We start from the raw sequence: 15,976 nt of genomic DNA, 5'->3' as shown, positions 1-15,976 counted from the left end.
AGTACCAAGACAGCTATTCTCGCGAACCCTGTCTTTGGAACGGCTCGCTTTCGATGATCGCAACGATCAGATAGGCAAACCGATACTGGTTGCCTTTCAATTCCTGCATGACCTTATCGATGGCGCATTTATCATAATATTCGGTGCCTCGCCCGGTCGCATAAATAAGCATCTTCTCTGCTAAACAGCGAACAAATTGCTCGCTTCGCTGACTCGACAGCAGTTCGCGAAGATCCTCGACACCTTCGAATTGGGTTCCATCAGGCAATTTGCCCGATGCGTCAATCGTGTCGCCTCCGTCGCGGGTTCGCCATTGCCCGATGGCATCAAAATTCTCGAGCGCGAAGCCAAGCGGATCCATCATGTTGTGGCAGGCGGCACAGGCGGGGTTTTCGCGATGCTGCCCCATCCGCTCGCGCAAAGTCCCGCTCAATTTGCCTTTGTCTAACTCGGGCACATTCGGGGGTGCAGGTGGGGGCGGCGTATTGAGTAGATTGTCGAGAATCCACTTGCCCCGCTTCACGGGACTGGTTCGCGTCGGGTTGCTGGTCACCGTCAACACACTTGCATGCGTCAATAATCCGCCTCGTGGAGTGCCTTCGAGCGAGACTTTGCGGAACCCAGTTCCGGTGACCCCTTTGACTCCATAGAACTTGGCAAGATCCTCGTTCAGATAACTGAACTTGGCATCAAGTAGCGCCGTCACTGGCAAATTTCCTCGCATCACCGCGGCAACGAAGGTCAGCGTTTCACGCCGCATCAGTTGCCGCATCTCATCATCGAATTCAGGGAATTGACGTTTGTCGGGATTGACATTGTCGAGGTTGCGAAGCTGTAACCATTGCCCGGCAAAGTTTTCAATAAACTGATTCGCACGGGGATCGACAATCATGTCGCCGACTTTGCGTAGCAATTCGCGGCGGTCGCGGAGTTTGCCTTGATGTGCCAACGACAACAACTCGTCGTCAGGCATACTGCTCCATAAAAAATACGAAATCCGCGTTGCCAATTCGTACTGGCTAATCAGCGGCAGTTCTCCCGATGCATCAGCCGCCGCGTGTTGTTCGACTTTGAACAAGAAGTGCGGCGACACTAGAATTGCCTGCAGCGCCACCTGGATCGATTCTTCAAAACTTCCTCCATCGGATCGCACTTGCGAGGCAAGTTCGGTCAATCGCCAAACTTCGCTTTTGGTTGCAGGTCGTCGAAATGCACGACTGGCTAATGGAGCCAGCACTTGGGCGGTGGCTTGTTCCGGCGAAAGCTTTCCGCCTGGCCGCGTGAATAAAATTTTCTTGTGCATGGGCGGCAACTCGCTGTCCAAGACCACGTTGGTCGCGTTCTCTTGACCGTACACATGCACGTGATAGAGGTGCATATTGCGATCGATTTTTCCCGCGACGTAGAAATCGTTGATAAAGCTGATTTCGATTTTGCGCGTTCCGCGTGCGATGCGAAGCTCGACGTCATATTTTTCTAATTTTTCAGCTGGGACATCGATGATTTGGCTCTTTTTACCATCGTCGACCTTCATTTTCACCGGTTCATCGCCACCTTGGTCGCCGCTGGCGGAAATCGTTAAAGTGTATTGTCCGGTAAAGGGAGCCTCGACTTCCAGCGTAACCGTTCCATGGCTGGACATCGTGATCCGATTGTTGCGTTTGTATTTATCGGCTCCGATCAATTGGGTCGCAGCCACATCGACTTCGTAGATACGGGGTGGCAGCGGAGTGCGAATCGTTTCTCCGGAAATCGTCTCGGCGGCGTCGAGATATTTTTCTAACAAGATCGGCGGCAAGGAAAGCACATCGCCAATGTTGTCAAAACCGTACCCCACGTCGTCACCGGGGAATCCAGCAGCCGGTTTGTAGTCGACACCGGTCAGATCTTTGATCGTGTTTCGGTATTCAACACGATTCAATCGACGCAAAACCACCTTTCCTGCGTTCGGATTTTGCACGCAGTTGACGGCGTTCGCAACTTCATCGATCAAAGTCAGCATTCGCTGTCGAGTAGCCGCGTCCATCATCTCGCCGTCTTCGGGCGGCATGCTGCCTAGTTGGACTTGCGCCATCACGCGTTTCCACATATTTCGATTCGACTGAATCTTGGCTGCCGAATCGTCGTCGACCAACGATAACTCGCTTCCCGAATCGTGACAGTCGAAACAATAAGTGCGTAACAGCGGCGTTAACGCGTCACGAAACTTCGCTTCACTTGACGCTTCGTCGGCGACAACGCAAACCGAAAAAGACAAGATCGCGACAACGACCAGACTGATTCGCAGACCGGCAACAGGCAGCCGATTCGTGCTCGTATTGAAAACGAACTCGATCATTCGTACTCGCAGGGTGGGATTTGGGGGGCGCAGGTAGGATGGCGTTTCATTATATAAAATATCTGGTCGCGATGGCAATTAATCTTCGTTGCTGCGGGTCAAATGGCCGCTGCGATTGATGGCGAGCAACAGCCACATCATCACGGAAAAGCTCATCATCATACCCACCAAACCAAAAATGCTCATTTCTTTCATGCCCAACACCGATTGCTCGGGAAACAGCAGTGGGGGCACCTTCATCGCCAACAGCAGGGAGGATCCTAGGAAGACCGCACTGGCCATCAGCCCCAGAACCATCCGGTTCACCGTCGGCCCGATCCGTTGATGTTCCAAGGTCAGCCGCATTTCGCCACGGCGTGCTTGCTGCAGCAGCGTCAGCACCTCGTCGGGAACGACTTCCAAGAAGTGCTCCGCTTCGAGATAGATCCGGCGTGCTTGGCGCACTCTTCGCCGCGGACTCAACCGTCGCAGCATCGATTTTCGGACAAATTGATGAACGATATCCAACGAGTCAAATCCGGCACCGAGCTCTCGCAGGGTCCCTTCGAGCGAAATCAACATCTTCAACAGCAACGCCGATTGGCTGGGCAATTTAATCACGTGCCGATGCAAAATGTCGCTCAATTCGTTGAGCGCACCGGTCAAATCAAAGTCGCTCAAATGTTGCCGGCCGTAGGTCCCCACAAACTCGGCGACGTCGATCGCCAGCAATGATTCGTCAAGTTTGGGTGGAGCGTCACCGATGCGACGAATCAACCGGGTCAAACGATTTTGGTCGCCGGTGGCGATACAGCCCATCATCTCTTCGATGCTTTCGCGAAGCGTTTCGTCGATGCGGCCTACCATCCCAAAGTCGAGAATCCCCAACCGTCCATCGTCCAACAACAACAGGTTTCCGAGGTGAGGGTCCGCGTGAAACAGGCCTTCATCGAAGATCATCGTCAGATAGATGCGGGCAATCGATTCGGAAAGCTGGTGTCGTTCGCCGTCCAAACAAGCATCAACCGTCAACGCGCCACCGTGATGGCTTTCCAAAAGCACTTTGGAAAGCGGCTCACCCGCTAATTCGTCCATCACCAAAACGCGGCGGGTACAGAGCTCGCGAACCGGTTTGGGAATGACGACCTTGCCGCTTTGCGACGAAAGCATCTCGGCGAACACTTCGAGGTTTTGTCGTTCGCGGCCAAAGTCCAATTCTCGCTGCAGCATCGTGGACATTTGGGACACCATTTGGCAGGGCCCCCAAGCGGCGAAACCTTCCACACGCTCGGCGAGCTGGGCAAGCCCCCCGAGCACTTCCATATCCTGGCGAACGGTCCGTTCGATATCGGCGCGTTGGACCTTGATCACGACGCGTCGTCCATCGTTCAAGGTCGCTCGATGGACTTGTCCGATCGAGGCGGTCGCGAGGGGTTTGGGATCGATGAATTGAAACTGACTCAGATACTGTTCGCCCAATTCCTTGGTCAGCGTCTCACGCACTTTCTCGATCGCATCGGGCTGCACATCCGCACGCAACCGTTTGAGCTCGTGGCCAAGTTGCGGGCCGACGATATCGGGTCGAGCCGCCAAGATCTGGCCTAACTTGATAAAGGTGGGGCCGAGATCCGTCAGCGCCATCCGCACTCGTTCTTCGCTGGAATATTGCGATAGCGGCACCCCGTCGGGATCTTTAAACGAATCGCGAAACGGCAAACTCGGATAACGGCTCAGCCAATCAGCGAGACCATAACGACGCAGCACCGCCAATATCTCTCGCCACCGCTTCAAATTGCGGTACAGCTGCGGGATGGCAGTGATTTTCATTAACAAAACGAAACGCCGATACGTGAGGGAAAGGGGGGCTGACAACCGCTCAAAAACGCGATCGATTACCACTAGCCTGAGGGACTTTGCTACATTCACATCATTCTAATGTGAAACAACCTAAAACCATTCGCTGTTTGCCAGGAGATCTTGTCTTTGGATTGGTGGGAACCGCTTTTATCGACTTTGCGGCTCATAACCGTCACAATCGTTGGTTCGCTCGGCATTGGCATCCCCGCAGCGTGGGCTGCGGCAACTCTTGCTCGCAGCGGACGATCGGGCCGGAACATCGCGAGGTTGTTCATTATGGCGGCGATCGCAGCGATTGCGATTCCCATGATTCTGCATGCGGCCGCCTGGGAAGCAACGGCGGGGAAGTTTGGTTGGCTGCCGCTGACTCAGACTGCAACTCGCTCGTGGGGCGGGTTTGCAGGACTGGTTGCCTGCGGCTGGATCCATAGCATTTTTGGTGCGGCAATCGTCGCGATCGCAACCTGGCATGGGACTTCGCGTGTCCCCGTTTCGATTCTCGAAAACGCCTCGATTGACACCTCACCACTACGTTGTTGGTGGACGATTCAATTGCCGTTGGCGTGGCCGTGGGTGTTGGCCGCCACGATCCTGAACGCTTCGCTGGCCGCGACCGAAATGACTGTCGTGGATTTGTATGGATATCGCACGATCGCCGATCAGTTTTATTTGCTGTACGCGGTCGATCCCAATTTGACGTCCATCGCCACCACCACAGCGATGCCCCTCTGTTTTGCATTGGCGATGATCACCGTGCTGCTTCGTCGCATCCGAACGCAGCAAACGGATTATCGCGGCGAGCACTTTGCCTCGCACACATCTTCGGACCTGTTCGAGCGACCTTCGCGTGGTGAGTGGAGTTTCGCATGTTCGATTTTGGCGTTCTGCACCCTACTGATGATCATCATGCCCGTCACGGGATTGATGGCCAAAGTAGGACACGATGTGATTGTTGATGGCGATCAACGGATTGCCCATTGGTCGATCTCACGAGCGGTGCACGAATTGGCTGCCGCTCCGAAAACGTTTTCAGCGGAGTATCAATGGACGACGATGCTCGGAATCTGCACAGGCATCTTTGCGACCTTCGTCGCTTGGCCGCTCGCCGCAGTTGGACGCCAGAATCCGCGAATCGAATTCATTGTAGATGCAAGCACCGTCATTCTATTTTGCATCCCCGGGCCGTTGATCGGGATGTTGGTTGTCCAGACGTTTCAGCTTCCGATCCATGGTTTTCGCTTTCTGTATGAGATGACGATCCTGCCGACGGTGTTGGCGATGTCGGTCCGCGCGAGCACGATTGCGTATTGGATTTTGCGATCCGGGTACCACGGCATCGCCGACAACGTGTGGCTCAGTGCCCGGTTGGACCTAAGTCTTGGCCGTCGTTTCTGGCAGATTGACCGACGATTAATGGCCCGCAGTGTTGCGATCGCCATGTTGACCGCCGGCATCATTGCCTCAGGCGACGTTCCGGTCACGTTGCCGGTCGCCCCACCAGGGGTGTCGACCGTGGGTACACGCTTGTTTGGGTTATTGCATAGCGGAGCCCGTTATCAGGAAGCGGCGTTGGCATTGTGGTATTTGGGCTTCATCGGCCTCGGCATCACGGTGATCCACACCTTGACCCGCTTCCGTTATGCTAGAATCAAGTGACGCGTGGTGTATAGACTTTCGAGATGAGCCGGCGTTCTTCCCTACACGCTCGTTCATACACGCGATCCCACCCACTCCCATCCCCTCCTTGGTCCGACTCGCCATGCACTTCCGAATTCGCACTGCGTTTGCCCTTGGCATCCTTGTTTTCACGTCGCACGTTACGGCAAACGATCGGCGTGATTCTCCCCAAAACACGGCATCCGAGACAATTGTGGATACTCGCCGCGGTGATCAACTTGTCAACGAGTACTTTCGCCGCGAAACCGAAAAGATCACCGCAGCTAATTTCGCAGATATCAAAACGCTCGAAGACTGGGAAAACCGTCGCCAGGGTTACCGCGATCAACTGCACGAGATGCTCGGGCTTTCACCGCTGCCCGAACGGACGCCGTTATCGCCCGTGGTCACCGGTTCGGCGACCGCCGAGGACGTCATTGTCGAAAATATCCATTTCCAATCGATGCCTGGAGTGTACGTGACGGGCAATCTTTATCGTCCCGCGAAACAAGAAGGCCCGCTGCCAGCGATCCTTTACGTTTGCGGTCATGGCAAAGTAAAGAAGGACGGAATCAGCTATGGCAACAAAACCTATTACCAATATCACGGCGCTTGGTTTGCCCGTAATGGCTATGTTTGCTTAACCATCGATACGATCCAGTTAGGCGAAATCGAAGGGATTCATCACGGCACCTATCGCGAAGATGCATGGTGGTGGAACAATCGTGGCTACACCCCCGCCGGCGTCGAAGCTTGGAACGGCATCCGGTCGTTGGATTACTTGCAATCCCGTCCCGAAGTCGACGGTGAACGAATGGGTGTCACCGGTCGCAGCGGAGGAGGTGCCTATTCGTGGTACATTGCGGCGTTGGACGAACGCGTCAAGGCCGTCGTCCCAGTTGCCGGCATCACATCGCTCAAAAATCATGTCGTCGATGGTTGTGTCGAAGGGCATTGCGATTGCATGTACATGGTCAACACCTATCGCTGGGACTACCCGATGGTCGCCGCACTGATCGCACCGCGACCGCTATTGATCTCGAATACCGATAAAGACTCGATCTTTCCGTTGGATGGCGTGGTCGATGTCTATTCCAAAGTACGTTCGATCTACAAGCTTTACGACAAGGAAAAGAACGTTGGGTTGCACATCACCGAGGGCCCGCACACCGATACTCAGGAGCTTCGCATCCATGCGTTTCGATGGTTCAATCGCCATCTGCGTTCGGACAACGACCTGATTGACAAAACCGCGACGCCGTTTTTTGACATCAAGCAGCTAAAGGTTTTCGAATCGTTACCTGCGGATGAACGCGTGACCACAATCCATGAAACGTTTGTACCAAAATGGACTTCTGATACTTCTGCTAAGAGCAGCAAAGAGACATCGCAACAGCGTGATGAATGGATGGCGTCGCTGAAACGCAAAACGTTTGGCGGCTGGCCCGAAGTCGCAGCTTCACTCGATACGAAAACGGTCACCGAGCGTGAAGTCGATGGAATGAAAGTGGCGGCGATTGAGTTCACGTCGCAGTCGCCTTACCGTTTGACGATGTTCGCTGTGACGCCGAAGTCATCGGAGCAAGCGAAAAAGGTGAACGTGGTCGTATTGGACCCACAAGCGTGGCAGAGTGTTGCTGCTGGATTGGCCGTCCGGTTGCCGGAAACGCTTCCCGGCGTCACGCCCGACGAGCAAGAATGGAAACGGTTGCAAGACGATTCGGCAACCATTCCGACCGTATATATTGCTCCTCGCGGTGTGGGGCTAACTGAGTGGACTCGCGATCCCGTGAAACGGACTCACATCCGCCGCCGCTTCATGTTGCTCGGCCAAACCGCCGCGGCAATGCAAATTTATGACGTCGTGCGAGCGTTAAAGGCGATCGAGACGTTGTCGCCCTTTGCAACTGCGGAATTGTCGCTCCGCGGCAAAGGGGAAGCGGCCCACTGGTCCCTGCTTGCCTCTCTTTTCAACGACCGTGTGGCCCAGCTTGCGCTGGGCGATCTTCCGCTACACAACCGTGACGCTCCTGATCTGCTGAATATCAGCAGGTTCACCGAATTGCCTCAAATTGCTTGGATGGCCGCCGATCGAGTGCAGAAAATGGAATTGAGCGGGAGCAACATGGAGCAATGGAAACGCGAGTTTTCTGCGATCGAGAAGGACGACTCGAGCGTCACTTTTTCCAAAGTGCCGTCAAATTGACGATGGATTTGGACAATTCTCGCTGAACGCTACTACTGGTACCCAGGCTCCTGCCTAACGCCGTGAACGATTTTCTGGTAGCTACCTTCGCCAGAAGGTGGTGATTCGCATTGGACGCTCACGACCCACGCTCTGGCGAGCGTAGCTACGAAACGCAAATGCCGTAATTTCCGGGCTAATAATCGTTCACGGCGTTGGGCAGGAGCCTGGGAACGAGTGTTTTTTCCCGCTGTGGATCTTGCCGAAGATCCCTCACTCCTCAAGCACGGACTACGCCGCAGAGCGAATCACGCAACCTCATTTAGCTACGACAGCCCTTCGAAATCGCTCGTTCCTCAGGTTATCGATCGTAATCATTTCGGAACGATCAGGGAGTTTGGCTACCAAGCTTTGCTATATAAAGCCGTTAAAACCCGGCGTTCCCGCGGGGGAATTGCCAGCTAGAGGTCGTTCTCTGGCAAGACTGGCGTTGGGAGGACTACAATGAGAGAGAAATCGCTTGATGCACTCGCAATTCAAGCTCATGCTGCTCGACTTCAAGCTCCTCGAAGGAATACGTCACGGATGCGCCAAACCGTTACTCATCTTCTATTCATAACCACTGCCCTGATCGTGCTCTGCACCAGCAATTTGCTGGCTTTTGAGACGATTGAATTTAAGCAGGCAACGGATTCCGACGGCACCGCCCCGACCCGAACGGTGGTGGGCGAGTTGTTGCTCGAGGCTCAAGACGGGGGGCTTTTGATTCAGGGAGACGACGGACGAATCTGGACCATTCAGCCCGAAAATTTGATTAAGCGGACGAGCAACTCCGAACCTCTCGTTCCGGTCAGTGACGAGCAGATGATCCAGAGGATGACGAAGGAGATGCCAGCGGGTTTTTCGGTCTATCAAACGGCGAACTATTTGATCGTTCACAACACCGACGAAAATCATGCGCGTCAGGTAGGAAGTTTGTTCGAGCAATTGTACCGTGGCTTTTTCTCCTACTGGAAAAATCAACGCTGGGATTTGCCCGAACCACGATTTCCCTTAGTCGCACTACTGTTGGTCGATCACAATTCGTTCATACAGCATGCGAAAGGTGAAATTGGCGAGTCCGCAAATTCGGTGATTGGCTACTACCATCTCGCCAGTAACCGGATGACAACGTACAACGTTCCCAATTGGGAGCGAAATATCGCCACGATTATTCATGAAGCAACGCATCAACTCGCTTACAACTGTGGGCTACAACAACGTTTTGCCGACAACCCGATGTGGGTGAGCGAAGGCTTGGCAATGTTCTTTGAATCCCCCGACCGCCAAAACTCAAAAGGCTGGCGTGGCATCGGACGTGTCAATCAAAAGAACCTGGCACGCTGGAACAGCTATCTGCCGAGCCGGCCTGCTGAATCTCTTGCCACGCTGATTGCCGATGACTCACGATTCCGTAGCCCCGCGACGGCAGCCGACGCTTATGGCGAAGGCTGGGCGCTGACCTATTTCTTATTGAGGACGCAACGCGAAGAGTTCGTCAAATACCTGCGACAACTCAGCCAAGTCAAGCCGCTCGAGGAATTGAGTAAACGAGAACGCATCGCGATGTTCGAAACTGCGTTCAACACGACACTCGAAAAGCTTGACAAGCAATTCCTGACCTACATGCGTCGTGTTCGATAAAGAGTTTGCGGGAATCAGTCGCAGCGGACTTCAGTGCCGCTTAATTGAGGCTCGGGCCCCTCCATCACTCGCTCAACGCCGGCAAGGATGTAGCAACTGAGATCGAACAACGCGAGTTCTTAGTCGATCGAATCAAAAATCTCTTCACGAATACGTGAATAAAGTTCCTCGCTCATTACGCTAACTGAACTCACCGCTGATGTATTGCTTTGTGGCATTTTCTTGCGGCGATTCAAACAGTTCGTTGGTCTCGCCAAACTCGACCAGATAACCGGTTCGCCCGCCACCGCTGGTGTCGACGTACATGAACGCGGTTTGATCGGCAACACGCTTGGCTTGTTGCAAATTGTGAGTCACGATCGCAATCGTGTAGTTCTCTTTCAATTCCTGCATCAATTCTTCGATGCGGCGCGTGGCGATCGGATCCAATGCCGAACATGGCTCGTCCATCAACAACACTTCGGGCTCGGTCGCGATTGCGCGCGCGATGCAAAGCCGTTGCTGTTGTCCGCCCGAGAGCGACAGACCACTGTTTTTCAGTTTGTCCTTGACCTCGTCCCACAACGCCGCCCCCCGCAGTGCTTTTTCGACCTTCTCGGCGATGTCACCACGATAACGATTCAATCGCAGCCCGAAGGCGACGTTGTTGTAGATGCTCATCGCGAACGGGTTGGGTTGTTGGAACACCATCCCGATATAACGCCGAACGGCCACCGGATCGACTTTGGCGTGGTAGATGTCTTTGCCACGAAAGTGCACATGGCCTTCGAAACGAAACCCGCGAACTAAATCGTTCATGCGGTTCAAGCAACGCAGCGCACTACTTTTTCCGCATCCTGATGGACCGATGAACGCAGTGATCGATCCGCGATGGATCGGAATGCGACTGTCACGGACCGCACGGAAGTTTCCGTAATACAGATTTTCAATGTTACAGTCCAACAACAACGAACCATTGCGGTTCGCGAGGACATCGTTTTCGACTTTAGGGGTAGCAATCACGTGGGTTTTCCTAACAGGCTTTGGAGCGACTCGAAATGATTTGACCGAAAATGTTGATCGTCAAAACCATCAACACCAAGATCAAGGAAGCGGCCCATGCCATTTCGATTTGGTTCTCGAACGGCATGCCGGAAAAGTTGTAAATAAACACAGCAAGCGAAGCGGTCGGCTCCATGACCTGAGAATTTCCGTCCTCAAATATCCAGTAGTTACTAAACAGTGCGGTGAACAGCAGCGGCGCCGTTTCACCTGCGGCACGCGCGACGGCCAACATCACGCCCGTCAAGATGCCGGGCAACGCGGTTGGCAGTACTATTTTCCATGCCACCTGAGTCGGGGTGCAGCCCATCCCAATTGCAGCTTCTTTCATTTTGACTGGTACCATTCGCATCGATTCCTCGGCCGTCAAGATCACGGTCGGCAACATCAACAGCGCCAACGCCACCCCTCCGGCCGGTGCGGAATACCCGCCGGTCGCAATCACGATAGCAGCGTAGGCAAACACGCCCGCCAAGATGGATGGCAGCCCGGTCAACGTTTTTGCACAAAAACGGGCGATCGACGCCGTCTTGCTATGCGGACCAAATTCGGCCAAGAAGACAGCGGTCAAGATGCCAAAGGGGATCGCGATCGCAGCGGCAATCGAAACGATCACGATCGTTCCGACAATCGCGTTGCCAAAACCGCCTCCCTCTTCAAATGCTGTCGGGGGAAGTTCGGTAAACAAGGCTAGTGAGATTTTTTTGCCGCCTCGCCAAATCAGCATGATCAACACGCTGAACAGTGGCACACATGCGAACACGGTGGCCAATCCGGTGCCGATACTCAACACGATGCTGAACAAGGTTCGCGGATGACGCAGCGAACGCTCCAAGCTAGGAAAATCGACATCGTTGAATTCGGTGGTGATTTCGGCAGTGTTCATTTTGCACCTCCACGCATTCGGGCCGACGCGTGCTTTAACACGAACGCACCGCAGATATTCACCAGCAACGTGATCGCCAACAAGATCAGAGCGGCATACATCAACACAGGCTCTTCGCGTTCACCCGCTTCGGGGAAATGATTCGCTAACAATGCAGCCAAGGTGTTGCCGGGCGAGAAGAGTGAAATACTCATTTGGTTTGAATTTCCCACCAGCATCGCCAACGCCATCGTCTCGCCCAACGCTCGGCCAAAGCCAAGCACGAGTGCTCCGAAGATACCGGTGGACGCGGTGGGTACGATCACTCCAATAATCGCTTCCCAACGAGTCGCCCCCAATCCAAAGGCGGCTTCTTTCAATTTTCTAGGGACGTTGCTCAACGCGTCGCGAGAAATCGCCGTTACCGTGGGCAAAATCATGATCGACAAGACCAGTGCCGCAGGCAACATTCCTGGACCCGACAGCGATGTTTTGAAGAACGGGACCCAGCCCAGGTTTTCATGTAACCAAGTCGCAACCGGGCGCAACATTGGGATCACCACGAAGATCCCCCACAATCCGTAGACGACACTGGGGATCGCCGCCAACAATTCCACGATGTTTTTGAACGCCCACTCGACTTTATGAGGCAAGAAGTCTTGGGTTAAGAAGATCGCGATCGAGACACCGAAGAACCCGCCAATCAGCAATCCCAATAGCGAGCTGTAAAGCGTCCCCCAAATCTCGGGCAAAACGCCGAACTCTTCGTTTTGCACATCCCACGTGGACGAGGTCAAAAAACTAACGCCATGCTGGCTGATGGCGGGCATTGCTTTGGTAGCGACTTCATAGACCACCAAAAATACAACCAAAACGGTCAACCAAGCGAAACCGCGAGTCAATCCGCGAAACGCTCGATCCTTCGCAATCTCCATCGAAGACGGAGGCGAAGAGATAGACGCCGATTCCGCGAGATCGGAAAGCGTGGCATTAGCCATGGGGTCGCCTAGGAAAAGAGCTGCAAAACGAGGACCGATAGATCATCCAATCGTTTACCGTGACAGATGAACCCTCCGTCACGGCACCTCGTGTTGAAAACTTAATTGATGGTCTCTAGCTTCTCAGTCACAGTCGCAACAACATTTTCAGGAAGCGGGATGTAGCCCATTTCCGCACTCGATTCTTGTCCTTGGTGCATGCACCATTTCACGAGACTTTTCAGTGCAGCGGCCTTGGCCGGGTCTTCGTACTTTTCGTAACACAGCAACCAGGTGTAACTGACGATCGGATAAGCATTCTCGCCGGTCGGGTCAGGTAACCAAGCACGCAGGTCTTCTGGCATTTCAACGCCTGCCAAAGCCGCAGTCGCATTTTCCAGCGTGGGCTCGATGAATTTTCCAGCAGCGTTTTCCAGTGTCGCCATTGGCAACTTGGCTTGCTCGGCAAAACCGAACTCGATGTAGCCGACTGCGCCGGGGGTTTGCATGACCGTCGCAGTCACACCGTCGTTTTTAGGTGCGGCGATGAACTTATCGCTCTCGGGCCAACTGACCGTTTTACCAATGCCAGGGCCATCGGCAAACTTCTTGCTGACGGCGCTGAGGTGATTGGTGAAGACAAACGTGGTCCCGCTGCTGTCCGCACGACGGACCACCGTGACGGGCAACTCGGGAAGTTCCACCCCTTTGTTGGTCGCGGCAATCGCAGCGTCATTCCACGTCGAGATTTCGCCTAAGAAGATCTTGGTGTAAGCGTCACGCGAAAGAATCAATGGCTTCTTGAGTTGCGGAAGGTTGTACGCCAACACGACGCTGCCTGCGGTCATCGGCAACAACACAACACCGTCGTCGACTTGAGCGATTTCGCTGTCGTTCATCGCGGCGTCACTGGCTGCGAAATCAACCGTGTGACCAATGAAGTCCTTGATCCCACCACCACTTCCTTTGGCTTGGTAATCGACTTTCACGCCTTCGGTTGCGCTGCTGTATTCTTTGAACCAGCGACCGTACAGCGGTGCGGGGAAACTCGCCCCCGAGCCTTGCAATTTAATTTTTTGGGCCGGCGAATCTGAGCCGCCATCCGCAGTGGAGTTGTAAGAACTTGAAGAGTTGCAACCGACCAAAACCGTTAGGGCGGTAAGACAACAGAAGTGAAACGCACTCTTGTTCACAATGGGACTCGTACTGGTTCCGGAGGAGACTCTTTGAAACTTTTGAGCCAGTTTTAGTCTCCTGCTTCCCTCACCGGAACCTTCGCTAACCAACAATTAACACGCTCTTAACAAAACTCGGCATTCACGCATTAGGGTGGTGAAATGCCTCGGATCGGTGTGATTGCGGGTGTTTAAAGCACGTAAAAGACAGCGTTACTCGGCGAATTATGAAGAGGAACCGGGGCTGATTGAGCAGGGCACCCGGCACGGCGTTTCTGTTTGCCGAATCGTCGCTTCCAAGTCGAGCAAGTCTCGAATTCGACTGTTTGCTGTGGTGAGTCGTGACGCTCTCGTAATCCAACGAGTAACGCTGGAGACCCGGACACATCCAGAGCCCACGTCTTACAGGGTCATCAGGATATCGAGCATCTCGGTCGCGGTGGAGATGACGCGAGAGGACGCTTGGAAGGCGCGTTGGTATGCAATCAGTTTGATCGATTCCTCATCGATGTTCACGCCTGTAATCGCGAGATGCTGGCCTTGAAGCGTTGCGTAAAAATCTCGCAATCCATCCGCTTCACTCCCTTGCAAACTGATTTTTTGAGCCATCGTGGCAATCGTCGATTCGTAGATGCCACGCACCGATCGACCTTCGAGATCATCGACGGGGCGATCGACCAAGTCGAGCATTCGAGACAGCACTTCGGTATCTTCACCAATGCCGCCCGAGCTGATGGCTAGAAAGTCGCTATCATTTTTAAGCGACTCGTTGACATTGATGTCCACAGCACTGCGGCCCACGAAAAATGTGTTGATGCCGGCGGCTGCCAAAAAGCCGCTGGTGTCTTCACCAAACGTGAATGAGGACGCGGGCGAGTCTGAGAGAATTTCGATTTGTCCGCCACTCGTTACCGTCGCCGAAATACCCTCGATCGCGTCGATATCCGCGACAATGGAACTGATCGTTGAATCGGTGACCTGTCCTAGATTCTTCACCTTGATGCGATGTGTCGAGATCACATCGCCCGATTCATCAACCACATTCATGTCGAACGTGCCGTTTTTGGGTGTCCATGGTAGCCCCGCGTCCGGAAGCGGGACATTTGCGTTCCCCTTGGAACTGGAGAGCACTTGTTGATATCCCTCGCGACCCTGGCCTTGCGAATGCACTTCATTGACACTGCGGATCAAAGCCGAAGCCATGCGGTCGATCCCAGTGATGTATTCTCCAAACACCCCGTCGCGAGCTTGCATCGTCGCGGCTAATTGCCCACCGGTCACGTCCAACGGCGAATCCGTTTCGATGATGCGTATTTCTAGAGCACCCCGTTTTTCACTGTAGACGCTAGCGACATCACGGCTGATTCCATCGTTGACGAGATAGTCCCCTGCCACGAAAACGGAGACCGCACCACTCTCCTGTTCTTGAATATTCAGGTCGACGTACTGTGCAAGTTCTTCGAGGTCTCTGTATCGTTGGTCCCGAAGTCCAGTTGCGTCGCTTTGGATTAGCCCTCCCCCTTCGATCGTTGCAATCTCGAGGTTCAGTTTTGCAATCCGCGTCGTCAACCGATTGATATCATTGGCGACATCTTTCAGTTCACCGTCCCACGCTTGTTGTCGGTCGGAGGCTTTGCTTCGAGCACCACGGATGTTATCCGCCAGCGTTTGCCCTTGCAGAATCACAAACTCACGAAGCGACGCGTCACCAGGTTGCGTCGACAATTCCTGGACCGCGTTGTTGAACAGCGAGAATTGTTGACTGAGTCCGGTGTTATCTAGATCGGTCGATAGTTCTTCGAGCTGAGAATAAGCCTTTTCAAGCGTTTCGGCGCCGGACAATGCTGTCTTGGCATCAATCATCCGTTCAAAGAGGGCCTCGTCCACGACCTGAACAATGCCGGTAGGGCGAACCCCATGGCCTTTGATCAAGTTCCCTTCGCGAACCGCTACCGCAGACGCTTGCTGTAACTCCTGGCGAATATAGCCAGGAGTATTCGCATTAGCGACGTTGTTGCCCACGACCTGGAGGCCGATTTGGGCCGCATCGAGTGCGCCTTTGGATTGCTGAATTGTGCCGAGGAGGCCCATACCGATGTCTCAATAGACAGAAAGAACCGTACTAGCAGTCTTTCATCGGCATCCCCCTACGCACAGTTGACCTAATCGTCAAAACCGGATCGTTATCAGTGATGATAGCATCACGATACTACAGCACCT

At 53.9% G+C, this 15,976-nt stretch carries 10 protein-coding genes; 3 read left to right on the top strand and 7 right to left on the bottom strand.

Annotation, left to right across the window (positions count from 1 at the left end; genetic code table 11):
* Positions 1–13: 13 nt before the first annotated feature.
* Both SH528x_RS26890 and SH528x_RS26885 read right to left on the bottom strand, forming a co-directional pair.
* The gene (locus SH528x_RS26890) at positions 14–2,338 is read right to left on the bottom strand and encodes a DUF1592 domain-containing protein (RefSeq protein WP_442506530.1); all 2,325 of its coding nucleotides are present in this window, start codon (positions 2,336–2,338) and stop codon (positions 14–16) included.
* Between the two features lie 78 nt (positions 2,339–2,416).
* Positions 2,417–4,144 (bottom strand): ABC1 kinase family protein, encoded by a 1,728-nt coding sequence (locus SH528x_RS26885; protein WP_442506529.1) that lies wholly within the window; start codon positions 4,142–4,144, stop codon positions 2,417–2,419.
* A gap of 186 nt (positions 4,145–4,330) precedes the next feature.
* Here SH528x_RS26885 and SH528x_RS26880 point away from each other — a divergent pair, with 186 nt between their 5' ends.
* The 3 genes from SH528x_RS26880 to SH528x_RS26870 all read left to right on the top strand — a co-directional run bounded on the left by SH528x_RS26880 (position 4,331) and on the right by SH528x_RS26870 (position 9,698).
* Positions 4,331–5,830, top strand: a complete 1,500-nt coding sequence (locus tag SH528x_RS26880; RefSeq protein ID WP_442506528.1) for an ABC transporter permease — start codon at positions 4,331–4,333, stop codon at positions 5,828–5,830.
* Positions 5,831–5,933: 103 nt separating this feature from the next.
* Complete coding sequence (locus SH528x_RS26875) at positions 5,934–8,036, top strand: alpha/beta hydrolase (RefSeq protein ID WP_442506527.1); 2,103 nt, start codon at positions 5,934–5,936, stop codon at positions 8,034–8,036.
* A 564-nt stretch (positions 8,037–8,600) separates the two neighbouring features.
* Positions 8,601–9,698, top strand: coding sequence for a DUF1570 domain-containing protein (locus SH528x_RS26870; RefSeq protein ID WP_442506526.1), 1,098 nt, complete (start codon positions 8,601–8,603; stop codon positions 9,696–9,698).
* 180 nt (positions 9,699–9,878) lie between these two features.
* Here SH528x_RS26870 and pstB read toward each other — a convergent pair whose 3' ends face one another.
* The 5 genes from pstB to flgK form a co-directional block, all read right to left on the bottom strand.
* Positions 9,879–10,700: a phosphate ABC transporter ATP-binding protein PstB gene (gene pstB / locus SH528x_RS26865; protein WP_442506525.1), complete on the bottom strand. Its 822-nt coding sequence runs from the start codon at positions 10,698–10,700 to the stop codon at positions 9,879–9,881.
* A 10-nt stretch (positions 10,701–10,710) separates the two neighbouring features.
* The gene (gene pstA, locus SH528x_RS26860; protein WP_442506524.1) at positions 10,711–11,625 is read right to left on the bottom strand and encodes a phosphate ABC transporter permease PstA; all 915 of its coding nucleotides are present in this window, start codon (positions 11,623–11,625) and stop codon (positions 10,711–10,713) included.
* Positions 11,622–12,602: a phosphate ABC transporter permease subunit PstC gene (pstC, locus tag SH528x_RS26855; protein WP_442506523.1), complete on the bottom strand. Its 981-nt coding sequence runs from the start codon at positions 12,600–12,602 to the stop codon at positions 11,622–11,624. The genes pstA and pstC overlap by 4 nt, the downstream gene beginning before the upstream one ends.
* A 101-nt stretch (positions 12,603–12,703) precedes the next feature.
* Complete coding sequence (gene pstS, locus SH528x_RS26850; protein WP_442506522.1) at positions 12,704–13,774, bottom strand: phosphate ABC transporter substrate-binding protein PstS; 1,071 nt, start codon at positions 13,772–13,774, stop codon at positions 12,704–12,706.
* Positions 13,775–14,158: 384 nt separating this feature from the next.
* The gene (gene flgK, locus SH528x_RS26845) at positions 14,159–15,847 is read right to left on the bottom strand and encodes a flagellar hook-associated protein FlgK (RefSeq protein WP_442506521.1); all 1,689 of its coding nucleotides are present in this window, start codon (positions 15,845–15,847) and stop codon (positions 14,159–14,161) included.
* Between the last annotated feature and the right edge of the window lie 129 nt (positions 15,848–15,976).

The organism is Novipirellula methanifontis, assembly GCF_052161655.1.
Lineage (GTDB): Bacteria > Planctomycetota > Planctomycetia > Pirellulales > Pirellulaceae > Novipirellula.
Note: the sequence above shows the minus strand (reverse complement) of the source record. Positions and strands in the feature narration are given on the sequence as shown.

What these genes read in the sequence shown, in the direction of transcription:
- SH528x_RS26890 (WP_442506530.1), bottom strand. Translation starts at nt 2,338, where the DNA reads ATGATCGAGTTCGTTTTCAATACGAGCACGAATCGGCTGCCTGTTGCC.
- SH528x_RS26885 (WP_442506529.1), bottom strand. Translation starts at nt 4,144, where the DNA reads ATGAAAATCACTGCCATCCCGCAGCTGTACCGCAATTTGAAGCGGTGG.
- SH528x_RS26875 (WP_442506527.1), top strand. Translation starts at nt 5,934, where the DNA reads ATGCACTTCCGAATTCGCACTGCGTTTGCCCTTGGCATCCTTGTTTTC.
- SH528x_RS26870 (WP_442506526.1), top strand. Translation starts at nt 8,601, where the DNA reads ATGCGCCAAACCGTTACTCATCTTCTATTCATAACCACTGCCCTGATC.
- pstA (WP_442506524.1), bottom strand. Translation starts at nt 11,625, where the DNA reads ATGAACACTGCCGAAATCACCACCGAATTCAACGATGTCGATTTTCCT.
- pstC (WP_442506523.1), bottom strand. Translation starts at nt 12,602, where the DNA reads ATGGCTAATGCCACGCTTTCCGATCTCGCGGAATCGGCGTCTATCTCT.
- flgK (WP_442506521.1), bottom strand. Translation starts at nt 15,847, where the DNA reads ATGGGCCTCCTCGGCACAATTCAGCAATCCAAAGGCGCACTCGATGCG.